Raw genomic sequence first — 23,672 nt, 5'->3', positions numbered from 1 at the left:
CATGTCCCAAGAATTCGATTACATCATCGTCGGTGCCGGTTCGGCCGGTAACACCCTGGCCACCCGCCTGACCGAAGACGCCAACGTCTCGGTGCTGCTGCTGGAAGCCGGCGGCCCCGACTACCGCTTCGATTTCCGCACCCAGATGCCGGCCGCCCTGGCCTTCCCGCTGCAAGGCCGCCGCTACAACTGGGCCTACGAGACCGACCCTGAGCCACACATGGATGGCCGCCGCATGGAATGTGGCCGCGGCAAGGGCCTGGGTGGCTCCTCGCTGATCAACGGCATGTGCTACATCCGTGGTAACGCCATGGACTTCGACGGCTGGGCTGAACTGCCAGGCCTGGAAGACTGGACCTACCTCGACTGCCTTCCGTACTTCCGCAAGGCCGAAACCCGCGACATCGGCCCGAACGACTACCACGGCGGCGACGGCCCGGTCAGCGTTGCCACGCCAAAAGCTGGCAACAACCCACTGTTCCATGCCATGGTCGAAGCCGGTGTACAGGCCGGTTACCCACGCACCGAAGACCTCAACGGCTACCAGCAGGAAGGCTTCGGTCCGATGGACCGTTCGGTGACCAAGAACGGTCGTCGCTCCAGCACCGCCCGTGGCTACCTGGACCAGGCCAAGAAGCGCCCTAACCTGACCATCGTCACCCACGCCCTGAGCGATCGCGTACTCTTCGAAGGCAAGCGCGCCGTGGGTGTGACCTATCTGGTCGGTGACAGCGAAGAGCGCGTCGAAGCCCGTGCCCGCAAGGAAGTCATCGTCAGCTCCGGCGCCATCGCTTCGCCGCAGTTGCTGCAGCGCTCCGGTGTCGGCCCGCGCGCCCTGCTGGAGAGCCTCGACATTCCGGTGGTCCACGACCTGCCGGGCGTCGGCGAGAACCTGCAGGACCACCTGGAACTGTATCTGCAGTACGCCTGCACCCAGCCGGTGTCGCTGTACCCATCGCTGCTGTGGTGGAACCAGCCGGCCATCGGTGCCGAGTGGCTGTTCAACGGCACCGGCATCGGCGCCAGCAACCAGTTCGAGGCCGGTGGGTTCATCCGCACCCGTCCTGAGTTCGAATGGCCGAACATCCAGTACCACTTCCTGCCGGTGGCGATCAATTACAACGGCTCCAACGGCGTGAAGGAACACGGCTTCCAGGCGCACATGGGTTCGATGCGTTCGCCAAGCCGTGGCCGCATCCAGGCCAAGTCCAAGGATCCGCGCCAGCACCCGAGCATCCTGTTCAACTACATGGCCACCGAACAGGACTGGCAAGAGTTCCGCGACGGCATCCGCCTGACCCGCGAGATCATGGCCCAGCCGGCGCTGGACCCGTATCGCGGTCGCGAAATCAGCCCGGGCGCGCACGTGCAGACCGATGAAGAGCTGGACAAATTCATCCGCGAGCACGCCGAAACCGCGTTCCACCCGTCCTGCTCGTGCAAGATGGGCACCGACGACATGGCGGTGGTCGATGGCGAAGGCCGCGTGCATGGCATGGAAGGCTTGCGCGTTGTCGATGCGTCGATCATGCCGATCATCATCACCGGCAACCTCAACGCCACCACGATCATGATCGCCGAGAAAATCTCCGACAAGATCCGTGGACGCAAGCCACTGCCACGCAGCACGGCCAAGTACTACAAGGCCAACGGTGCGCCGGTGAAGGGCAAGCCGATGCGTGAGGTGAAGCAGGCGTAATCCTGCACCGGCCCCTTCGCGGCTAAAGCCGCTCCCACAGGGTTCGCACAGATTATGAAAACTGTGCAATACCTGTGGGAGCGGGCTTGCCCGCGAAAGGGCCCGCATAGTCAGCACAACAAAAGGCACCCACCGCGGTGCCTTTTGCACATCTGCAGAAACGCTTTACATGCTGGCAATTCATCAGGTTAGAATCGATTGGCACGCGACTTGCCAGTCAAGTCATCTTTCTGCGATATCCCGGAGTACCTGCCTTTGGATGCCAGCACCATCAACAGCCTGTTCCTGATCGGCGCACTGCTGGTGGGCGCAAGTATCCTGGTCAGCTCTCTGTCGTCGCGCCTGGGCATCCCTATCCTGGTCATCATCCTCGCGGTCGGCATGGTCGCCGGTGTCGATGGTGGCGGCATCATCTTCAACAACTACCCGACCGCCTACCTGGTGGGCAACCTCGCGCTGGCCGTGATCCTGCTCGACGGCGGCCTGCGCACGCGGGTAGCGAGTTTCCGCGTGGCCCTGTGGCCAGCCTTGTCGCTGGCCACGGTAGGCGTGCTCATCACTACCGGCCTTACCGGCATGGTCGCTGCCTGGCTGTTCGACCTGAGCCTGATCCAGGGCCTGCTGATCGGCGCCATCGTCGGCTCTACCGACGCCGCGGCGGTGTTCTCGCTGCTCGGTGGCAAAGGCCTGAACGAACGGGTCACGGCAACGCTCGAGATCGAGTCGGGCAGCAACGACCCGATGGCGGTATTTCTCACCGTCACCCTGATCGACATGATCGCCAGCGGCCAGACCGGCCTGCACTGGAGCCTGCTGACCCACCTGCTGCGCGAGTTCGGCATCGGCGGCCTGCTGGGCCTGGGCGGCGGCTGGCTGATGCTGCAACTGGTCAACCGCATCAACCTGGCCGGCGGCTTGTACCCGATCCTGGTGGTCGCCGGCGGCCTGGCGGTGTTCTCGCTGACCAACGCCCTGCACGGCAGCGGCTTCCTTGCCGTCTACCTGTGCGGCCTGGTGCTGGGCAACAAGCCGATCCGCAGCCGCCACGGCATCCTGCACATGCTCGACGGCATGGCCTGGCTGGCGCAGATCGGCATGTTCCTGGTGCTGGGGCTGCTGGTCACCCCGCACGACCTGCTGCCCATCGCCCTGCCCGCGCTGGGCCTGGCGCTGTGGATGATCCTCTTCGCCCGCCCACTGTCGGTGCTGGCCGCACTGCTGCCGTTCAAGGCTTTCCACGGCCGCGAAAAGGGCTTCATTTCCTGGGTTGGCCTGCGCGGCGCGGTACCGATCATTCTTGCGGTGTTCCCGCTGATGGCGGGCCTGCCGGATGCGCAGCTGTTCTTCAACCTGGCGTTCTTCATCGTGCTGGTGTCACTGCTGGTGCAAGGCACCAGCCTGCCGTGGATGGCCAAGCTGCTGAAGGTCACGGTGCCGCCAGATCCAGCGCCGATCTCGCGCTCGGCGCTTGAGGTGCATATCACCAGCGAATGGGAGCTGTTCGTCTACCGCCTGGGCGCGGAAAAATGGTGCATCGGCGCAGCCCTGCGCGAGCTGAAGATGCCCGAGGGCACGCGTATCGCCGCGCTGTTCCGTGGCGAGCAATTGCTGCACCCCTCGGGCAGTACCGTGCTGGAGGTCGGCGACATGCTTTGCGTAATCGGCCACGAGCACAACCTGCCCGCCCTGGGCAAACTGTTCAGCCAGGCGCCACAGCGCGGCCTGGACCTGCGCTTCTTCGGCGACTTCGTCCTCGAAGGCGATGCCGAACTCGGCGCCGTGGCAGCGCTTTATGGCCTGAAACTCGACGGCCTGGATGCGAAAATGCCGTTGGCGCAGTTCATCCGACAGAAGGTCGGAGGCGCTCCAGTCGTAGGCGACCAGGTCGAATGGCACAGCACGATCTGGACGGTCGCGACCATGGACGGGAACAAGATCCAGAAAGTGGGCGTCAGATTCCCCGAAGGAACCCGGCCCGGCCCGGGGCTGTTCCTCTAAACTCCGTTAGTGCCCTCTCGCAAGTAGTCTGCCTATGTCCCTGCGCGTGTATGCCCGCGCAGCCCTCCTCGGGCTGTGCCTTTCCCTGTCGTTCGCCGCTGTGGCGGCCGAGGTGCCGGCCGCTCCCGGTATTCAGAACAGCCTGGACAAGATTGCCGAGCGCAAGCTGCCGGAACCCGAGCAGAAGGCGCTCCAGCAGGTGCTGGAGCAGACGCTCGCGCTGATCGCCAGCAAAGAGGATAGCGAGAAGAAACTCGCCGACCTCAAGCAGCAGTTGGCCGGTGCCCCTCAGGAAACCCGCGACAGCCAGCGCGAACTGGCCAAACTCAAGGACAGCAAGGTCACGCCCGTGGCCCAGCGCTATGCCAGCCTCAGCGTACCGCAGCTCGAGCAGATGCTCAGCGAGCGCAGCACCCAGCAGGGCGAGCTGCAAAAGGCGCTGTCCGAAGCCAACAGCCTGATCATCAACTCCCAGACCCGCCCCGAACGTGCCCAAGCCGAGATCAGCAACAACCAGACCCGCGCCCAGCAGATCAACAACGCGCTGAAGTCGGGCAAGGACAACGGCAAGGCGATTTCCGCCGACCAGCGCAACCAGCTCAACGCCGAACTGGCCTCGCTCAACGCCCTCACCCTGCTGCGCCGCCAGGAGCTGGCCGGCAACAGCCTGCTGCAGGACCTGGGCAATGCCCGTCACGACCTGCTGATCGAGCGTGCCGCACGCCTGGAGCAAGAGATCCAGGACCTGCAGACACTGATCAACGAGAAGCGCCTGGCACAGTCGCAACAGACCGTCACCCAGCAGTCGATCGAAGCGCAGAAAGCCGGCGGCAGCACCCTGCTGGCCAACGAGAGCGCCGCCAACCTCAAGCTCTCCGACTACCTGCTGCGCAGCACCGACCGCCTCAACGAACTCACCCAGCAGAACCTGCAGACCAAGCAGCAGCTCGACACCCTGACCCAGGCCGACCAGGCGCTGGACGAGCAGATCAACGTGCTCAAGGGCAGCCTGCTGCTGTCGAAGATCCTCTACAAGCAGAAACAGGCGCTGCCGCACCTGAAGGTGGACCGCGACCTGGCCGACCAGATCGCCGATATCCGCCTGTACCAGTTCGAGGTCAACCAGCAGCGCGAGCAGATGAGCAGCCCGGTCAGCTACGTCGACAAGCTGCTGTCCACCCAGCCTGAGCAGGATGTTACCCCGCAACTGCGCAAGGCGCTGCTGGAGGTCGCCATCACCCGCAGCGACCTGCTCGAGCGCCTGAACCGCGAGCTTTCAGCATTGCTCAATGAGTCCATCACCCTGCAGCTCAACCAGAAGCAACTGCTGGGCACCGCGCAGAACCTGCGCACCACCCTCGATGAGCAGATGTTCTGGATCCCCAGCAACAAGCCGCTGGACTGGGACTGGCTGCGCTATGTGCCCGAGCGCTTCGCCGACCAGGTCGCCAGCCTGCCCTGGGGCTCGGGCATCAAGGAACTGGCCGACGGCCTGAGCCAGCGCCCGCTGCTGTTCCTGCCGCTGCTGCTGGTGATCGGCGCGCTGCTGTGGCGGCGCAAGTACCTGTACCAGCGTCTGGGCAAGGTGCACCAGGACATCGGCCACTTCCGTCGCGACAGCCAGTGGCACACGCCACAAGCGATCCTCATCAACATCCTCCTGGCCATGCCGGTCAGCCTGGGCCTGGCGCTGTGCAGCTATGCCTTGCAGATCGACGCCCGCGGCCAGAACGCCAACCTCGGCGCTGCGCTGTGGCAATTGGCCCAGGCCTGGCTGGTGTTCTACACCGCCTACCGCGTGCTGGCCCCCGGCGGCGTGGCCGAGGTGCACTTCCGCTGGCACAAGCCGCAGGTGGAGTTCCTGCGCGGTTGGGTACGCAGGCTCGGCACGGTGGTGCTGGCCCTGGTGGGTGTGGTCGCGGTGGCCGAGCACCAGCCTTCGGCGCTGGCCGACGACGTGCTGGGCATCGGCGTGGTGCTGGCGTGCTATGCGCTGATGGCCTGGCTGCTCAGCCGCCTGCTGCTGAGCAGTCCGGCGCACCGCGACACGTCGCTGTTCCGCAAGGCGGTCGGGGTAGCGTTCACCGCGCTGCCGATCGCACTGTTCGTCGCGGTGTGCTTCGGCTACTACTACACCGCACTGAAACTCACCGACCGCCTGATCTATACCCTCTACCTGCTGCTGTTCTGGCTGGTGATCGAGGCGGCGTTCGTCCGTGGCCTGTCGGTGGCGGCGCGACGCCTGGCCTACCAGCGCGCGTTGAGCAAGCGCGCGGCTGCCAAGGAAGGGCTGGACGGCGAAGTCATCATCGAGGAACCGACCCTGGACATCGAGCAGGTCAACCAGCAGTCCCTGCGCCTGATCCGCCTGGCCCTGCTCGGTGGCTTCATCGGTGGCTTGTACTGGGTATGGTCGGATCTGATAACCGTGTTCTCCTACCTCAACAACGTCACCCTGTACGAATACGCCAGCGGCACCGGCGCGGCGGCCAGCATGGTTCCGATCAGCCTCGGCGACCTGCTCGGTGCGCTGGTCATCGCCGGCATCACCATCGCCCTGGCCAGCAACCTGCCGGGCCTGTTGGAAGTGCTGGTGCTGTCGCGCCTGAGCCTGGCCCAGGGCAGCGCCTACGCGATCACCACGCTGCTGTCCTACGTGATCGTCGGGGTGGGCATCGTCAGCACGCTGGCCACCCTCGGGGTGAGCTGGGACAAGCTGCAGTGGCTGGTCGCCGCCCTGTCTCTGGGCCTGGGCTTCGGCATGCAGGAGATCTTCGCCAACTTCATCTCCGGCATCATGATCCTGTTCGAGCGCCCGGTGCGGATCGGCGACACCATCACCATCGGCAATCTGTCCGGCACGGTGAGCAAGATCCGCATTCGCGCCACGACCATCACCGACTTCGACCGCAAGGACATCATCGTCCCCAACAAGACGTTCATCACCGGCCAGTTGATCAACTGGTCGTTGACCGACACGGTTACCCGAGTGACGCTCAAGCTGGGCATCGACTACGGCTCCGACCTGGACCTGGTGCGCGACCTGCTGCTCAAGGGTGCCCACGAAAACCCACGTGTGCTCAAGGACCCTGAGCCGATCGTGTATTTCCTGCAGTTCGGCGAAAGCTCGCTGGATCACGAGCTGCGCATGCACGTGCGTGACCTGGGCGACCGCAACCCGACGCTGGACGAGATCAACCGCTACATCAACCGTGAGTTCAAGGCCCACGACATCAAGATCTCGGTGCGCCAGGTGGAGGTGTTCCTGATGGACGCCAAGGGCGGCAAGCAGCAGATGATCCCGCTGGAGAGCAAACCCGACAGCACGCCACCGAGCTGAGTGGACGCTGATGGGTGCAAGCGCCCAGAATGCCTGCTAGGGCTTTGCCCTCGATCGCAGGAAAAGCCCGCTCCCACAGGAAACCGAGTTCTGTAGGTGCGGGCTTTGCCCCGCGCAGGGCCGCAAGGCGGCCCCCTGTCACCGATAGCCAGGAGCCGGCCACGTGAAAGCCCTCGACCAACTCACTTTCGATAACCGCTTCGCCCAACTCGGCGACACCTACTCCACCCAGGTGCTGCCCGAGCCGATTGCCGAGCCGCGCCTGGTGGTCGCCAGCAAATCGGCCATGGCCCTGCTCGACCTCGACCCAGCCCAGGCCGATGAGCCCGTGTTCGCCGAGCTGTTCAGCGGCCACAAGCTCTGGGAAGAAGCCGATCCACGGGCGATGGTCTATTCCGGCCATCAGTTCGGTTCGTACAACCCGCGCCTGGGTGACGGCCGCGGCCTGTTGCTGGGCGAGGTATTGAACGACGCGGGCGAGCACTGGGACCTGCACCTCAAGGGCGCCGGCCAGACCCCGTACTCGCGCATGGGCGACGGCCGCGCGGTGCTGCGTTCGTCGATCCGTGAGTTCCTCGCCTCGGAAGCGCTGCACGCCCTGGGCATTCCCAGCAGCCGGGCGCTATGCGTGGTCGGCTCGAGCACCCCGGTGTGGCGCGAGACCCGCGAAAGCGCGGCCATGCTGCTGCGACTGGCGCAGAGCCATGTGCGCTTCGGTCATTTCGAATATTTCTACTACACCCAGCAGCCCGAGCAACAACGCGTGCTGATCGATCACGTGCTCGATCAGCACTACCCCGAATGCCGCGACGCCGAGCAGCCGTACCTGGCGATGTTCCGCAGCATCGTCGAGCGCAACGCCGAGCTGATCGCACGCTGGCAGGCCTATGGTTTCTGCCACGGGGTGATGAACACCGACAATATGTCGATCCTGGGCATCACCTTCGATTTCGGTCCCTACGCCTTCCTCGACGACTTCGACGCCAACTTCATCTGCAACCACTCCGACGATCGCGGCCGCTACAGCTACGCCAACCAGGTGCCGATCGCCCACTGGAACCTGAGCGCCCTGGCCCAGGCCCTGACCACGGTGATCGAAGTGGAGGCATTGAAGGAGACGCTCGGCCTGTTCCTGCCGCTGTACCAGGCCCATTACCTGGACCTGATGCGCCGTCGGCTCGGCCTGACGACCGCCGAGGACGACGACATGACCCTGGTCGAACGCCTGCTGCAGCGCATGCAGAGTGGCGGCGTGGACTACACCCTGTTCTTCCGCCGGCTTGGCGAGCAGCCAGTGGAGCAGGCACTGAACGTGGTTCGCGACGACTTCATCGATCTCGCCGGCTTCGACGCCTGGGGTGCCGACTACCTCGCACGCTGCCAGCGCGAAGCGGGTAACGCCGAAGGTCGGCGCGAGCGCATGCATGCGGTCAACCCGCTGTACATCCTGCGCAACTACCTGGCGCAGCGCGCCATCGAAGCGGCCGAAGGTAGGGACTACAGTGAAGTGCGACGGCTGCACCAGGTGCTGTGCAAGCCATTCGAGGAGCAGCCGGGGATGCAAGCCTATGCCGAGCGACCACCAGAGTGGGGCAAGCATCTGGAAATCAGCTGTTCTTCCTGAACTACGACTGACCTGTGGGAGCGGGCTTGCCCGCGAACACCCGCAAAGCCGGTGCCACTCACCGCGCCCCTTGCTTCGCGGCGGTTCGGCGCCCTGGCAAGCCCGCCTACAGGCCATATATGAACGCTATAGCGGAGAAAACATGTCCGACCCACTGGTAATCCCCTGCCCGCACTGCAACGGCCTCAACCGCCTGCCCAGCGAACGCCTGGGCGACAGCCCGAAATGCGGGCGCTGCAAGCAGGCGGTATTGCTCGACAAGCCCTTCGAGCTCAGCGAAAGCACCTACGCCAGCCAGATAAAGGGCGACCTGCCTTTGCTGGTGGACGTCTGGGCCGACTGGTGCGGCCCGTGCAAGAGCTTTGCACCGACCTTCGAACAGGCGGCCCGCCAGCTCAGCGGCCGCTGCCGCCTGGCCAAGCTCGACAGCGAGGCCAACCGCAACCTCGCCGGGCAACTGGGCATCCGTTCAATCCCTAGCCTGATCCTGTTCAGGAACGGCCGCGAAGTCAGCCGCCAGGCGGGGGCGTTTCCACTCCAGTCGTTGCTGGAATGGGTGCGCAGCCAAGGGATCTAAGCGTTTTCTTCGAGCAGCGAGTGCAACTCGACGAACTGCTGCGTCAGCTTGTGCCGCGGCTCCAGGTGGATCAGCGGCAGGCTGGCGTGGTGGGATTCGCGCATCTTCACCGAGCTGCCCAGGTAGACCGGCAGCACCGGCAGGCCCTCGGCGAGCAGCTCGTCGAGCATCTGCTGAGGCAGGCTGGCACGTGACTGGAACTGGTTGACCACGATGCCCTCTACCTGGAGGTCTTCGTTGTGGTCGTCCTTGAGTTCCTCGATCTCGGCCAGCAGGCCGTACAGGGCCTGGCGCGAGAAGCTGTCGCAATCGAAGGGAATCAGCACACGATCTGCGGCGATCAACGCGGAAACCGCATAGAAGTTCAACGCTGGCGGGGTATCGATGTAGATCCGCTCGTAATCCTCGTCCAGCTCATCGAGCAATTTACGTAGCTTGTTGATCTTGTGCTTGGCCTCGAGCTTGGGCTGCAGGTCGGCCAGCTCGGCGGTGGCGGTGACCACGTGCAGGTTGTCAAAGGGCGTTTCATAGATATCGACCTTGTTCTTCTTGCTGAACGGCCCGCTGGACAGGCTCTGCTTGAAGAAATCGGCAATACCCATGGGGATGTCGTCACCCGTCAACCCAGTCAGGTACTGGGTCGAGTTGGCCTGGGCATCCAGGTCGATCAACAGGGTCCGGTAGCCTTCGTTGGCACTGACCGCCGCCAGGTTGCAGGCGATGCTCGACTTGCCCACGCCACCTTTCTGATTGAACACCACGCGCCGCATGACTGACCTCCGTGTATCAGGGAATGCCCGAGTATGTGTCCGGCGCAGCGGTTTAGCCAGCACCTTCGGGCTTTTCCAGGCCCGCCAGCAGGTCGACGAACGCCCGGGCCATCGCCGAGCCCGCGCCCTCGCGACGCACCAGCCAGACCGCACTGGTCGCCTGCTCGTCGAGCAGCGTGCGGTACACCACGCCGTCGATGCGGATGCGCTGGAACGACGCGGGCAACACCGAAACCCCAAGGCCCGCCGAGACCAACCCGATGATGGTCAGCGCCTCACCGGCTTCCTGGGCGAAATGCGGGCTGAAGCCTGCCTGGCGTGCCAGGTCCATCAGTTGCGCATACAGACCGCTGCCGTAGCTGCGTGGGAAGAATACGAACGGCTCGTGGGCCAAGTCCCGCATATACAGGCCCTGCTCGCCGCCCAGCGCCAGCGGATGAGAGGCATTGAGCACCACGACCAACGGCTCGCGAAACAACTCGGTGACCGCCAACCCTTCCGGCACCGGTAGCGGCCGCATCAGGCCGACCTCGATGGATTCGTCGAACACAGCATCGACCACTTCACGGCTGCTCATCTCCTTGAGGTGCAGGTGCACTGCCGGGAAGCGCCGGCGGAAGGCGTGGATCGCCTGGGGAATCCTCGAGGTGAAGGGCGCCGACGAGGTGAAACCGATCTTCATCTCGCCCAGCTCGCCCAACTGTGCGCGACGTGCCACATCGGCCGCCTTGTCGACTTGCGCCAGCACCTGGCGCGCCTCCTCGAGGAACAGTCGTCCGGCCTCGCTCAGCTCGACCCGACGATTGGTGCGCTCGAACAGACGCGCCCCCAGTTCCTGTTCCAGCGCCTGGATCTGCTGGCTCAAGGGCGGCTGGGAGATGCCCAGTTGCTGGGCTGCACGGCCGAAGTGCAGTTCTTCGGCGACGGCGATGAAGTAACGCAGGTGGCGCAGTTCCATGATCGGCTCCGAACAAGTCGCTAAAGCTATCAAATAGGTCGAACAATATATTGGATCTAATCATTAGCCAGCTATATGCTTTTTTCATTGCGCCAGAGGTATCACCCGTGAAAACTGCTGTAGCCCCCCTTCCCGCCGAACCCGAAGTGCCTCCCCTGAACGACTTGTGGATCGAAAAAGGCACCCCAGCCTTCATGAAAACCGTACTGGCGCTGTTCAGCGGCGGTTTCGCCACGTTCGCCCTGCTCTACTGCGTGCAACCGATGATGCCGCTGCTGTCGCAAGAGTTTTCGATCAACGCTGCGCAGAGCAGCCTGGTGCTGTCGGTGTCCACCGCCATGCTGGCGTTCGGGCTGCTGGTGACCGGGCCCATTTCCGATCGCATCGGGCGCAAACCGGTGATGGTCTCGGCCCTGGTGTGCGCTGCGCTGGCGACACTGGCCAGCGCAGTGATGCCGACCTGGGAAGGCGTGCTTGCCACCCGCGCACTGGTCGGCCTGTCGCTGAGCGGCCTGGCGGCGGTGGCCATGACCTACCTGAGCGAAGCAATCCACCCGCAGCACATTGGCCTGGCGATGGGCCTGTACATCGGTGGCAATGCGATCGGCGGGATGAGCGGGCGGCTGATCACCGGGGTGCTGATCGACTTCGTCAGTTGGCACACCGCGATGCTGGTGATCGGCGGCCTGGCGCTGCTGGCCGCGGTAGTGTTCTGGAAGGTGCTGCCGGAATCGCGCAACTTCCGCGCGCAGTCGCTGAAGCCGCGCAATCTGCTCGATGGCTTCCTCATGCACTTCAAGGATGCCGGCCTGCCCTGGCTGTTCCTCGAAGCTTTCCTGCTGATGGGCGCCTTCGTCACCTTGTTCAACTACATCGGCTATCGCCTGCTGGCCGAGCCCTACCACATGAACCAGGCGCTGGTCGGCTTGCTGTCGGTGGTGTACCTGTCAGGCATCTACAGTTCGGCACAGGTCGGCGCGCTGGCCGACCGGCTGGGGCGTCGCAGGGTATTCTGGGCGAGCATCCTGGTGATGGCCGCTGGCATGCTGATGACCCTGTTCACCCCATTGCCAGTGGTGATCGTCGGGATGCTGGTGTTCACCTTCGGCTTCTTCGGTGCCCACTCGGTGGCCAGCAGCTGGATTGGTCGACGCGCGCTCAAGGCCAAGGGGCAGGCCTCTTCACTGTACCTGTTCTGCTACTACGCGGGATCGAGTGTCGCCGGGACGGCGGGCGGGGTGTTCTGGCATTACGCCGGTTGGAACGGCATCGGTCTGTTCATCGGCGGTCTGCTGGCGGTGGCGTTGCTGGTGGCGCTGCACCTGAGCAAGCTGGCACCTAAATCGGTGTGAGGCATTCGCGGCGGTTCGGGGCGCAGAACCACCGCGAAACGGTGTTCGTCAGTTGACGATCTCGACGATATCCACATCCACTTCACGACTCATCAGGTGTTTCTCCACCTCGCCGGTCAGCTTGACCTTGGTCTTGTCGTTGAACGGGGTTACCGGCAGGTCTTCGTTGTCGATCTCGACGGTGATGGTGCCGGTGTTGTCCTTGAACTCGTACTTGTCGTCGTTGTTGATCTTCTTGGTCACATAGCCTTGCAGCACTACCGGGGTGTCATCGGCGGCCTCCTTGGCGGCAGCGACGGTGGTCACCGGCTGGGCGCCCGGGCCTGTGTAGCCGGCAGCGAGAGCGGCGGTGCTGAACAGTGGGGCGAGGATCAGGGGCAGGTAACGGGCTTTCATGATGCAGGTCCTGTATGGGTTTCGATGGATACAGGCTAACAACGGCTGCTGAAGCCAAGCTTAATGGCAATCACCCATCATCCATGGCCAGGCCCAGATGCGCCTGCAGCTGGTCATCGACCGCCTGCAGCCTTATCCCGGTCAACTGCGCGCCATCCTGCTCCAATGCATGGAGCCAGAGCGTCAAGATATGCGGTCTACCCTGCAGCGTCATCGTCACCTGCGAGCCATTGCTATGCATGTCAACGATCTGCAGCCCATCGATCCGCGCCCTCTCATTCAGGCGTGCGGTCGTCAAGGCCTGCGCGGGCGTTGGCAGCGCTGCGGAAGTCGCCGAAAGGCGTCGCAACTGTTGAGCCAGCGCACGCTCCCGGTTCAATTGCACCTGCACCTGATCCAATCGTTGTTGAGCCGGCAAACAGAGCACCTGCCAGACCGTGATCGCGGCAAGGCCCCAGGCGACGGCCTTGAGCACCCAGCGACGCGGGGCCGGAATACCTCGCCACTCTCTGCCGATCCAATCAAGCAGGCCAACCATCATTGGGCTCCTGGCCATGTCAATGTGGCGCTTACCTGCTGTGCAGCCTGCTGCGCACGCTCGACCTGTAGCCCTGGCAGACGCTGACGAAATCGTTCCAGATCATCGAAGCCCTGGGCAAGAATCTCGATCCGCCATCCCTGACCAGCCACAACCTCTGCGCGCTCGATCCGCAAGTCGCCGCTTTCGACCAAGGATTCACTCAACACGGCCAGACGCTGCATCGCTGTGGGCGGAGCAGGGTGCTGCATCAATTCGTTTATCTGACGCGCAAGGTCATCACGCGGTACATGTCCCGGCGCCCAACGCTGGAATGCTCGCACATTATGCTGTTTCAACTGCGCGACCTGTCCTTGCAGCCACTCTACGTGCCAGTACTCGGCAATGCAGGCCAGCAATGCTGCCAGCAGGCATCCGCCCAGTAGCGCTTGCCAAGGCACTGACTTGGCGCGTCCGGGTGCGAAAGCACCCTGGAGCAGGTTGATGGCGTCAAAGCGCCCCTGCCAAAGCAACGCAAAGGCGTCGGTAACCAGCTCGACCTCGTCCCATCGTGACGCCTGCCCTGGTTCTGCCAGCCATTTGATTTCAGGCAACGATGTACTCAGCACTCTGGCTGCCGCGCAGTTGACCGCAAGACGCTGCTGCTCCCCGCCGCCAAACAGCCAACGCCCCTCCAGCCACAACGCCGTGGGGCCGGTCGAGGCGAGCATGTCTGCATCGACCAGCACTGCCTGCGGTTCGACTCCCTGAACGCGCAGACACGACAGCAGTTGCTCGAAGCACGCTCGATCGATCACCAGACAAGGGCGCGATGACGCCTGGTTCGCCATGCCGAACGCGAGGTGAAGCGTCTCCAAGGCGGTGGCGAATTGATCCTCTACCGCAAAGGCAAGGGTATCGTAGGCAGGCTTGCGTCCCGGCAAGGAGCCAGTTTGACAGTAGGAGAGAAGCTCCATCGGCAGCACCAGTGTCACCTTCTGTCCAGCCAATGCCTCCAGGTCACTCAGACGAGACTCCCGCGTGACGCCATCAGGCTGAAGAACGCGAACAGGCCAGTGCTTCGGAACCCCACCCACGCCCTCGGGCAGCAGGTAGGCAGCGTACTCACTCATTCGGCACCTGCTGGTCGTACCATGGAAAACATACGTCGTGATACGCGCATTCGATGACCATCCAGGTCCACTTCCACTTCGCTGTGCAGGTACGAGCGGCTCGTCTCGAAATCGGCCTGAAGGGTCATACCGAACCATCGACTGCCAACCGCCAGACCGCGCCCCGTGGCGATCTGACCATCGAGCAACGGATCGCCAAGAAAGGCCTGCACGCTGGCATACCCATCCTTGGGGCGCTGCTCGACCAGGCGCTGAGCGATCGCCGGCGTCACGCCCTCCAGTGTGCCGAGGACGAATCGATCTGCAGTGTTGATGTTCAGCCCAGCCTGCGCAGGCAGCACCGCCACCCACGGCCTGAGGCGCTCCAATATTTCGGCACTCACATCCGGCAACTGCGCCAACTGGCTGACATCCACCAGTGGAACACCCTGCAACATGGCAAGATCCGGAGTAACCAGGCCAAGGGTCCGGCAAAGACGCTCCCAGCGCGCAAGCAACACGGAGTCGGGCTCGCGGCTGCGGACAAGCGCAGCGAGATTGATGCGCGCAGCCAAATCCTCGACTCGCCCTCGCAGGCGCACATCGCCCAGAGTGAACTCAAAGGGTTTTGACCACGACTGCCCCGCATGAACGACACGCATGTCGAGCCTCAAGCGCTCGCGCAAAAGCGCCAGTGCCTGGCGCTCTGCGGCCATCAGCACCTGTAGCCCGCGCGAAGCCTCAGTCTGGCTGGATACACTGGCAATCAACAGTCGGTGGTCACGCAACATCGCGGCGATCAGCATCACCATCAGTGCCATGACCAACAACACGGTGATCAGCGCGAGGCCCTCTTGTCGTGTCCCTCTCACAGGCTCACACCCGCCAGCGGGAGAACGCGGCGAAGCCGCTCTGCTCGTCCAATGGAAAAGGTAATTTCGAGAGCGATGGGCGGTTCGCTCGCAGTACGATCACCGGGCCAGTCGGCTTGCCAGCCCAGGCCAGGCACGAAGACTCGCCAACGCAGACTCGTGATACCTGCGAGCAAGTATTGCGCTCGCCCTGCGCCACTGACGAGACTGTCGCGTTGGCGCCATAACACACCGTCTTCCAGCCAATATTGGATCATACGCAAGTCACTGCGCGGCTGCAGGTGGATGTCATATCCGCTACTCGACAACCAACTAAGCCGTTGCTCCCGTAACCTCAAAGCGAAGTGCTCTTTCTCCAATGCAGCTGGAAATACCCCTTGCAGGGCGTCCCGTTGCAGCATACCCATCGCCCTTGCCAAGCTACGAATTTCATCGGCCTGCGCCTGGCGCGCCGAGTCGGTACGCAGCAACGCATCGAACAAACGGGCAGCACCAGCAGCCAACACAGCGAAGATCGCCACAGCCAGCAGTAGCTCCAGGAGCGTGAAGCCACGCTGCCTGCGACCGACGCGAGACTCATTGCGTTTCATTCGAAATCTCCAGCCAGCGCTTGGCCTGATACACCGCCGGACCATTCGGGACGCGCATGACCAGTACCTCGACCTCGAGCATTGCGTGCCTGCGTCTACGCCGCTCCTCCAGGTGCCAACGCCCCTGGGCAAAGTCGATCGTCAGTACGCGTTGTCCAGGGCCTGGCGTGGGCAGGAGAGTCATTTCGGTCAAGTGGTTGTCCGCAATCCAACTGCCATACATGCGCTCACGCAGTTGATGGGACTGTTGCAAGACCTGCTGCATTGCCATGCTTGCAGCACCTGCCAGTACCGCAAAGATCGCCAGAGCAACCATGACCTCCAGCAGGGTGAAGCCCCGCTCAGCAGCCGAATTGCACATTGATTCCGTCACTTGTCACACATGCCAGAAGCTCCCCGGCGTGGCTGAAATACAGGATGAATGGCGTGTGTTCTTCGTCACCGACCAGCACCAGTTGCACAAGGCCGTCCGAGACGACCGGCGACCAGTCGGTGTGCTTCAGGCGCAGGTCCAGCTCACTGGGCTGCAGATCACCACCTGCACCCCACCCCAGGTGCGTCAGCCTCATCATGCGGTAGCCATCCTGGTTGATCTGAATGCCAAGGGTCTGTCCCGAGATCAATGCGTGCGCACGGGCGTGCTCGAAGAACCGCAGGAACAACTGCGCCTCCTGTACGGCCAACCGTTGCGGGTTGTGCATGGATACAAACCCTGCCATGCCGATCACCACCCCGAGCACCGCCATTACCAGCAGCAACTCCAGCAGGGTAAATCCGCGGCTACGTCTCACTGGGGCCAGTTACCGATGTCGGCGTCCATACCTTCGCCTCCCGGCAGGTTATCTGCACCAAAGGAGTAGAGGTCGAAGCCCTGATTCGAGCGAGTACCAGGGCTCTGGTACTGGTATTCGCCTCCCCAAGGATCGACCGGCATGCTCTTGAGATAGCCCTGTTCGTTCCACATCCTTGGCGCAGGCGCCTGGGTGGGACGTGCTACCAAGGCTTGCAGGCCCTGCTCGGTGGAGGGATAGCGACCGTTGTCGAGCCGGTAGATCTCCAGCGCGGTTGAAATTGACTGCAGGTCGGTACGCACTGCCGTAGCTTTCGCATGGTCTGGCCGGCTCATGACGTTGGGCAGCACCAGCCCGCCAAGCACGCCCAGGATGATGATAACCACCATGATTTCGATTAGGGTGAAACCGCCGTTACGGCGACGACTGTTGCGTGGGGACATGATCAGGTAACCAGTTGATTGAGGTTGAGTATCGGCAGCAGGATCGCCAGCACGATGAACAGCACGATGGCGCCCATGAGCAGGAGCATCGCGGGTTCGCAAAGGCTGACCAGCAACGAGATGCGCGAGCTCAGCTGCTTCTCTTGCAGGTCTGCGGCGCGCTCAAGCATCGTGTTGACCTCACCGGCCCGCTCGCCACTGGCGATCATGTGCAGGGTCAGTGGAGGGAGCGCTGCGCAGCGCGTCAGGCTGCTGGCCAAGCTAGAACCCTCGGCCAGCTCTTCGGTGGCCCGGATCAGACGTTCGCGCAATGCCAGGTTGCTGGTAACCACGGCACCGATGCGCATGGCTTCGACCAGGGGAACGCCGCTGCGCCCGAGTGTGGCCAGCGTGGCGACAAAACGCGCTGCATTGCTGGCACGAATGAACTCACCCCACAACGGTATACGCAGAGCCAGTGCATCCCAGCGCCGTCGCCTGGCGGGCTGGCGCAGCGCCCAGCGAACGGCCACCACGCAGCACAGCACGGTCATGATGATCAAAAGCCCAAAATGCCCAGTGAACTCGCTGAGAGCGATCAACAACAAGGTCGCGTAGGGCAACTGCGCCTGATCGCGGGCGAAGGCCTGGACGACATCTGGCACCACATATCCCAGCAGGAACCCCACCACCAGCAACGACACCAGGAACAGGATCAGCGGATAGACCATCGCCAGTTGAACCTTCTGGCGCAGCGCTTGCTCGCGCTCGCCATGGTCGGCCAGACGCTCGAATACGCTCGACAGATGACCCGAGCGCTCGGCTGCCGCCACCGTTGCCCGGTACACCGCAGGAAAAGCCTGCGGATAATGGCCAAGGGCATCGGCCAACGTACGCCCTTGGGCGATCTGCTCGTTGACGGCACCCATCAGCTTGCTGGCCTGGCGATCTTCACTTTGCGAAGCGACCGCCAGCAACGCATCGCTCAACGGCATGCTGGCACGCAACAAGGTAGCCAACTGCCGCGTGATGATCGCCAGCTGTGTCGCTCCAAGCCGGACAGGCCGCAAGCGGCTGTTCCATTGCAGTCGAACCGCGCGGACCGCAATGATGAGCAGCCCCTGCTCGCGCAACAACTGTCGAGCTTGCCTGGCGTTTCCGGCCTCGAGGGTGCCCCGCCTGCGCGCACCTAGGGGGTCTTGAACGAGATACCTGAACCTCATCATCTATCCCTGCCCCGCCACCCGCAGCAACTCCTCGACGCTGGTCTGGCCTTCGCACACACGTTGCACGCCGTGGTCAAACAAGCTTGGCGTGGATTGACGTACCCAATCGAGCATCTGCGCCTGCGAGGAGCGCCGATGAATCGCTTCGGCAAGTTCCGCAGTCACCAGCACCAGTTCATGCAGCGCCAGCCGCCCACTGTAGCCATGCTGACAATGCTCGCAGCCTTGCGCACGATAGATCCGCGCAGGCAGGTTTGCAGGGGAGCCGAGCGATTGCGCGGTGGCGGCGTCGACCTCCATGGGCGTCTTGCAGCTGGGACACAACTGGCGGACCAGACGCTGGGCCATCACCCCCGACAGCGACGACGCGAGCAGGCAAGGATCCACTCCCATGTCGGTCAAGCGTGTGATCGCCCCCAATGCGCTGTTGGTATGCAACGTCGACAACACCAGGTGACCGGTCAGGGATGCTTGTACGGCAATTTCTGCGGTTTCGCGATCACGGATCTCGCCGACCATCACTACGTCCGGGTCTTGTCGAAGAATCGCCCGCAGCCCCCTGGCGAAGGTCATGTCGACCTTGCTGTTGATCTGGGTCTGGCCAATACCGGGCAAGTGATACTCGATCGGATCCTCAACAGTCAGGATGTTGCGCGTCACCTCGTTCAAGACCGACAACGCGGTGTACAGCGTGGTGGTCTTGCCCGATCCGGTGGGGCCGGTAACCAGAAAAATGCCATGAGGTCTTTGCAGTAATCGCACAAACCCCGAGCGAGTTTGCGGCTGCATCTGCATGCACTCGACATCAAGACGTACCGCCTGCTTGTCCAGCAGGCGCAGCACGACCCGCTCTTCATGGGCCGCGGGCAGGGTCGAAACCCGCACATCCACCTCGTGCCCGGCCAGGCGAAGGCTGATGCGACCGTCTTGGGGAATGCGCTTCTGCGCGATGTCCAGCCGTGCCATCACCTTGATCCGGGATACCAGAAGGGCCGACAGCGCTCGTGGCGGCGACAGCACTTCACGCATGACACCATCGATGCGCATGCGTACACGCAGATGCTGCTCGAAAGTTTCCAGATGAATATCCGATGCACGCGACCTGACGGCCTCGCTGAGCAGTGCATTGAGCAAACGAATGATCGGTGCATCATCCTGCTGGTCGAGCAAGTCGCAGGTTTGCGGTAATTCCTCGGCCAGCCGCGCAAGGTCCAACTGCTGATCGATGTCCTGAACCACAGTCTGGGCAGCATCTTGTGTCCGACCATAGTAACTGGCGAGACGCTCGGCGAAGCGTTCGGCGTCCAGGCACTGCAAATCCCAACCAGCACCCACCAAGCGATACGCCTCCGAAAGCGACGACAGCGAGGTGTCCTTGCGCATGAGCATGACGGGCGGTTCGGCATGCTGGTCGAAGAGCACGCCGTAGCGTCTGGCGAAGGCAAACGGCAGAGACCCATTCATGGACGGTCACTTCTGATGGAGGGGGAATCGAACAGGTTTTGCACATCGTCCGGGAAGGAAGAGGCCGCAGGAGAGCGCACATCTCGATAGGCACGCTCGCCAGCTTCGGTCAGTTGCTGCCGGGTACGCAGGATGGTCGGACGCAGGAACACCATCAGGTTGGTTTTCTCATCGATGTCTCGCTGCCAGCGAAACAATCCGCCGATCAGAGGCAGACTTCCCAACAGCGGCACGCTGCGCTGCTCGGCACGCACACTGTCCTTGATCAATCCGCCGATCACGATGATTTCGCCATCGGCAGCGAGAATGGTGCTCTTGAGGGTGCGCTTGTTGGTAATCAGATCGTTCTCGACCACGCTGGGCGCAAGCTCCGAGCTTTCCTGCTCGACCTCCAGACGCAAGCTGCTGCCCTCATTGATATAGGGACGAATCTTCAGGCTGATGCCGATGTCCTTGCGCTCGACGGTGGTGAAGGGGTTTTCCGTGCCGCTGCCTGGGGTTGCATAGCTGCCGGATCTGAACGGCACGTTCTGTCCGACAAGGATCTGTGCCTCTTGGTTATCCAGTGTCACCAGGCTGGGCGTGGACAGCAGGTTGCTGCTGGAGTTGCTCGCCAACGCACTGACCAATGCAGCAAAACGATCAGATCCGATCGCCAGTGCGGCCCCTGCTGGTAGAGACTCACCGCCAAGCAGCGTCGACAATGAAGACCCACTGTCAGGAAAGGTGATTCCGCCCCTCAGGCTGCCTCGATCGATACCCCACTGCAGCCCGAGGGCCTCGGAGATACTGCCACTGACTTCGACGATGGCCGCATGTATCAACACCTGGGCACGCGGCTGATCGAGCTGTTGGATGATCTGCTCCAGACTGATCAACACTTCCGGCTCACCTAGCAATACCAGAGCGTTCTGGCTGATATCCGCCTTGACCGAGGTTTTTCCCGACAAGTTGTCGAAACCCTTGCGCTCCCCTGATGCTTTGCCGTTCAGGCCATCGCCAACTTCAGCCAGTACTTCGGCCAATTGCTCGGCATTGCTGTGCTGAAGCCTGATCACTCGCCAATTCTGTGAAGCCTGCGGCGTCGGCACATCCAGCGAACGTGCCAACTGCGCCAGACGTCGCCTGGACTGAATGGGGCCCAGCACCAGCACTGTATTGCTGCGAGTGTCGGCAAGTACCCGCACGCCAGTCTCCGTCCCACCCGCCGCCGCCTCGATCACCGCCAGCAATTCACTGGCCTGGGCATGACGCAGCACGACAACTTCATGGTCGTGTCGCTGACCACTGTCGAGTTGCGCAATCAATGTCGCAAGGCGTTCCAGATTCGTCCCCGAGTCGGTAACGATCAAGGCATTGGCCGAACTCGAAGGGCCGATGTAGCCATTGCTGGAAACCAATGGACGCAGAAGGCCTGCCAGATCGGCGGCAAGACTGCTCTGGAGGCTGAATACTCGGGTAGCGAAGGCTGTCGGCGCAGCGTCTAGTTGCTGATCTGCCCACGCCTTGGCCTCGCTCGCCGGCAGTACCAGTAAACGCCCATCATCGTTCACTGCAGCAAAGCCATGAGCATTGAGTACCGAGTAGAACAATCTGCGGATACCTTCACTGTCCAGCCGCTCATTGGATAGCACCGTAATCCGCCCCTGTACCCGAGGATCGAGAATGATCGGTTGGTCGAGGATTGCCCCTACCTCCCGTACCACATCGCGAACATCCGCATCGCTCATCGCCATTTGCCAGGTGGCCGGAGGCTGCGCGTGGGCAAACACGCCAGACAGGCACAAAAGCGCGCTCAGCGACGCTAACCGCAACATGAGCCGTATGTTCATCGGGAAGTCCGCAGGAAAAGACGATGGGAATCCGGTTTTGTTGGCGCATGGGAGGTTTCTCTCACCAGGTGCAGCAAGGAGCCCTTGGTCCCCTCAAGGGGCAGAACCTCCTCAACGCCATCAATCCATAGTGCAACTGCATGCGATTCGATGCGCCGGACGACAGCACCGCCCGCCAGACGGTCGCCAATGCGATACGCCGCAACCTTGCCATCCAGGGCAACCAGCGCGCGCGACCCTCCGGCACTGGAGGCGAAAGTGGCCTTGAGAATGATGTCCGAGCGCACGGACGCTCTCGCATCCGCGGCCCGAAAACCGAACGCCAGCGCAAGCGTGGTAACCGCAAGGGAGCGGTCAACTTCGACGTCCGGCAATGTGGCGACCGCCGGTTCCTCGGTGCGCCAGTGACTGCGTAACCGGTCTTCTCGCCACACCAGGAACGACGCCAGCAGCACAGGCAACACCAGCCACGCCGCATGACGACGGTAATGTTCAGGTATCAAGGCAACCCCCGCTGGAGGATGACGAGCACCGATTGCCACGACAGCAGTTGCCAGCATTGTTTGTCGTAAGCCATGCCCATTCCCGCTTATGAAAAGGGGCACCCTGTTCGGATACCCCCTGTTCATCAATGCCTGTCCCAGGCGCTCTGCCAGTGAGAACCAATGCCGGGCTCATATTGGGTGGTGCTTTCGGTCCATTGGCGGCAATACCCCGAGTAGGGGAAAGGCTTGCATTCATAGACATCGCGAGTGCCCCTGGCATAGACCCGGGTACCCGCGGTGTAGCCTGCAATGCCTTCCGGGAAGGTGGGATAGGCTTCTTCGCCTTGCGCCTCAAGGGTCAGGTCGCGCTCCTGTTGCAGGAGGATCTCGTCATCTTCATTCTTGCCGACGACCTTGAGCACATGCCCACCCTCCACGCTGATGGCGTCGACGGCGAACGGCTTCGTGGTCGAATCCACCGGCTGACGCTGGTAGCCGACTTGCTTGTTGCTCGCATCGAACAGTGTTGCGGTGACTTCCATCGAGCGATTGGTCATCACCGAGAAGTCGATGGTGGCTTTACCGTCTATCAAACTGTATTGCGGCTTCACCCCGTGCAAGTGCATATAGGCGTCCGGCGGGCTGCCTTCGAAGCCTAACTCGTAGCCCGTAACGCCGCTTTCCTGCTTGGCAAAGATGATATTGGAACCGCGCACCGGCGCGACGTTGCCCTCGGCGTCCTTTTGTCCTGCGCTGACCAACACCTGTGTGGCGTTGATCTGTTTGGCCAGTTTGTAGGCCCAGTTTGGCGCCCCACCCTCCTCGGCGGTTTCGATAACGATGCTGGCGCTGAACTGCTCGGACTCATGACCGCCGACAAACGCTCTGGCCTTGACCTTGTCGCCTTTCTTAAGATTGCGATGCGGATTGATGCTGCCGACCTGGCGCCATTCGGGTGCAGGCCCGCCGTCAACCTGGATATCGACATCGACAGCCTTGTAGAACGCATTGCTGGTGTCACCGACAGTCCATACGCCAAGGATGATGTGATGTCCCAAGCGATCGGCAGGAATTGCGCAGGTGTGCTTGGGATGCGAGGGATCATCGGCTTTCTTGCCGCCACCATCGACGGAACAGAATGGCGTGCTCTCGAACGATGCGCGCTCCAAGGCAGCGTTGGGATTCCAGTCTCTCCTGGTGATGAAATATTCCCATCTCTTGGTTACATGCGCTGCTGTGTAGAGCCACTTGAATTCGATTTCATGCTTGTCGAGCGGGACACGATGCCAACGGTTGGCACTCTGCTCGTCAAGGACAGGAAATATGTGACCACCAATCAATTTGCCATCAGCTGGACCATCACTTGGGAATCCCTGGGCGAACTCTCCGGCACTGGGTGGCCAGTCCACCGAGTCACAGCCAGTGTTCTGCTTCTGCTTGCACAGGATGTCGCGCGAAGGCGGGTCTTGCAGGTAACCATGGGCATTTGCCAACTGCGGCAACAGGGTCGTACTGACAAGCGCAGCGCATACGCTGCTCGCCAGAAATCCTTTTCGTGGAGCTACTCGTTTCATACAAAATCCTCGTGGCAAAGCCCAAGTCCGCTCGGTCATCTGCATGGACGACCGATACGGCTTGAGCCGAAAG

The 23,672-nt window shown here is 62.5% G+C and carries 21 protein-coding genes; 6 read left to right on the top strand and 15 right to left on the bottom strand.

The annotated features are described in order from the left end of the window. The first annotated feature begins 1 nt into the window (after window position 1). From betA to trxC, 5 genes are all read left to right on the top strand, one after another. Window positions 2–1,699 (top strand): choline dehydrogenase, encoded by a 1,698-nt coding sequence (gene betA, locus F6X62_RS09295; protein ID WP_153773308.1) that lies wholly within the window; start codon window positions 2–4, stop codon window positions 1,697–1,699. 255 nt (window positions 1,700–1,954) lie between these two features. After that, complete coding sequence (locus tag F6X62_RS09290; protein ID WP_153773307.1) at window positions 1,955–3,697, top strand: potassium/proton antiporter; 1,743 nt, start codon at window positions 1,955–1,957, stop codon at window positions 3,695–3,697. A gap of 34 nt (window positions 3,698–3,731) precedes the next feature. After that, complete coding sequence (gene mscK, locus F6X62_RS09285; protein WP_153773306.1) at window positions 3,732–7,037, top strand: mechanosensitive channel MscK; 3,306 nt, start codon at window positions 3,732–3,734, stop codon at window positions 7,035–7,037. A 163-nt stretch (window positions 7,038–7,200) separates the two neighbouring features. Further along, the gene (gene selO, locus F6X62_RS09280) at window positions 7,201–8,661 is read left to right on the top strand and encodes a protein adenylyltransferase SelO (RefSeq protein WP_153773305.1); all 1,461 of its coding nucleotides are present in this window, start codon (window positions 7,201–7,203) and stop codon (window positions 8,659–8,661) included. 142 nt (window positions 8,662–8,803) lie between these two features. After that, entirely contained in the window at window positions 8,804–9,238 is a 435-nt protein-coding gene (gene trxC / locus F6X62_RS09275) for a thioredoxin TrxC (RefSeq protein ID WP_063541589.1), read from the top strand. Here the strand turns inward: trxC and F6X62_RS09270 are convergent. Continuing rightward, window positions 9,235–10,008: a ParA family protein gene (locus F6X62_RS09270; RefSeq protein ID WP_054891199.1), complete on the bottom strand. Its 774-nt coding sequence runs from the start codon at window positions 10,006–10,008 to the stop codon at window positions 9,235–9,237. The two genes, trxC and F6X62_RS09270, sit on opposite strands and share 4 nt — an antisense overlap. 52 nt (window positions 10,009–10,060) lie before the next feature. After that, window positions 10,061–10,966, bottom strand: a complete 906-nt coding sequence (locus F6X62_RS09265; RefSeq protein WP_153773304.1) for a LysR family transcriptional regulator — start codon at window positions 10,964–10,966, stop codon at window positions 10,061–10,063. A gap of 194 nt (window positions 10,967–11,160) precedes the next feature. On the opposite strand from F6X62_RS09265, the gene F6X62_RS09260 reads away from it, so the two are divergent. Then, a complete protein-coding gene (locus F6X62_RS09260) occupies window positions 11,161–12,318 on the top strand; it encodes an MFS transporter (protein ID WP_256674019.1) in 1,158 nt (385 codons plus the stop codon). A gap of 48 nt (window positions 12,319–12,366) precedes the next feature. Here the strand turns inward: F6X62_RS09260 and F6X62_RS09255 are convergent, their stop codons facing one another. From F6X62_RS09255 to gbpA, 13 genes are all read right to left on the bottom strand, one after another. After that, window positions 12,367–12,714: a YgiW/YdeI family stress tolerance OB fold protein gene (locus tag F6X62_RS09255; RefSeq protein WP_054891196.1), complete on the bottom strand. Its 348-nt coding sequence runs from the start codon at window positions 12,712–12,714 to the stop codon at window positions 12,367–12,369. Window positions 12,715–12,784: 70 nt separating this feature from the next. Further along, window positions 12,785–13,255 (bottom strand): type II secretion system protein GspM, encoded by a 471-nt coding sequence (gene gspM, locus F6X62_RS09250; RefSeq protein WP_178117539.1) that lies wholly within the window; start codon window positions 13,253–13,255, stop codon window positions 12,785–12,787. Then, on the bottom strand, window positions 13,252–14,364 hold the full coding sequence (gene gspL / locus F6X62_RS09245; protein WP_178117538.1) for a type II secretion system protein GspL: 1,113 nt from the start codon (window positions 14,362–14,364) through the stop codon (window positions 13,252–13,254). Before gspL ends, gspM begins: the two co-directional genes overlap by 4 nt. Then, window positions 14,361–15,164, bottom strand: a complete 804-nt coding sequence (locus F6X62_RS09240) for a general secretion pathway protein GspK (RefSeq protein WP_153773300.1) — start codon at window positions 15,162–15,164, stop codon at window positions 14,361–14,363. The genes gspL and F6X62_RS09240 overlap by 4 nt, the downstream gene beginning before the upstream one ends. Window positions 15,165–15,211: 47 nt before the next feature. Further along, window positions 15,212–15,805: a type II secretion system minor pseudopilin GspJ gene (gene gspJ, locus F6X62_RS09235; RefSeq protein WP_178117537.1), complete on the bottom strand. Its 594-nt coding sequence runs from the start codon at window positions 15,803–15,805 to the stop codon at window positions 15,212–15,214. After that, the gene (gspI, locus tag F6X62_RS09230; protein ID WP_153773298.1) at window positions 15,792–16,166 is read right to left on the bottom strand and encodes a type II secretion system minor pseudopilin GspI; all 375 of its coding nucleotides are present in this window, start codon (window positions 16,164–16,166) and stop codon (window positions 15,792–15,794) included. The genes gspJ and gspI overlap by 14 nt, the downstream gene beginning before the upstream one ends. After that, entirely contained in the window at window positions 16,147–16,596 is a 450-nt protein-coding gene (locus F6X62_RS09225) for a prepilin-type N-terminal cleavage/methylation domain-containing protein (RefSeq protein WP_178117536.1), read from the bottom strand. The genes gspI and F6X62_RS09225 overlap by 20 nt, the downstream gene beginning before the upstream one ends. Further along, window positions 16,593–17,039 carry a type II secretion system major pseudopilin GspG gene (gspG, locus tag F6X62_RS09220; protein WP_153773296.1) on the bottom strand — a complete coding sequence of 149 codons (447 nt, stop codon included), beginning with the start codon at window positions 17,037–17,039 and terminating at the stop codon, window positions 16,593–16,595. The genes F6X62_RS09225 and gspG overlap by 4 nt, the downstream gene beginning before the upstream one ends. 2 nt (window positions 17,040–17,041) lie before the next feature. Then, entirely contained in the window at window positions 17,042–18,244 is a 1,203-nt protein-coding gene (gene gspF, locus F6X62_RS09215; protein ID WP_153773295.1) for a type II secretion system inner membrane protein GspF, read from the bottom strand. Continuing rightward, the gene (gene gspE, locus F6X62_RS09210) at window positions 18,245–19,708 is read right to left on the bottom strand and encodes a type II secretion system ATPase GspE (protein WP_153773294.1); all 1,464 of its coding nucleotides are present in this window, start codon (window positions 19,706–19,708) and stop codon (window positions 18,245–18,247) included. Further along, window positions 19,705–21,444, bottom strand: a complete 1,740-nt coding sequence (gene gspD, locus F6X62_RS09205) for a type II secretion system secretin GspD (protein WP_256674018.1) — start codon at window positions 21,442–21,444, stop codon at window positions 19,705–19,707. The genes gspE and gspD overlap by 4 nt, the downstream gene beginning before the upstream one ends. 92 nt (window positions 21,445–21,536) lie before the next feature. Further along, complete coding sequence (locus tag F6X62_RS09200) at window positions 21,537–22,100, bottom strand: type II secretion system protein N (RefSeq protein ID WP_153773292.1); 564 nt, start codon at window positions 22,098–22,100, stop codon at window positions 21,537–21,539. Between the two features lie 68 nt (window positions 22,101–22,168). Continuing rightward, window positions 22,169–23,599, bottom strand: a complete 1,431-nt coding sequence (gbpA, locus tag F6X62_RS09195; RefSeq protein ID WP_153773291.1) for an N-acetylglucosamine-binding protein GbpA — start codon at window positions 23,597–23,599, stop codon at window positions 22,169–22,171. Window positions 23,600–23,672: the final 73 nt, after the last annotated feature.

Source organism: Pseudomonas sp. MNR3A, assembly GCF_009650575.1.
Taxonomy (GTDB): domain Bacteria; phylum Pseudomonadota; class Gammaproteobacteria; order Pseudomonadales; family Pseudomonadaceae; genus Aquipseudomonas; species Aquipseudomonas machongensis.
The sequence above is the reverse complement of the archived record's forward strand: the minus strand, read 5'-3'. Positions and strand labels throughout refer to the sequence as shown.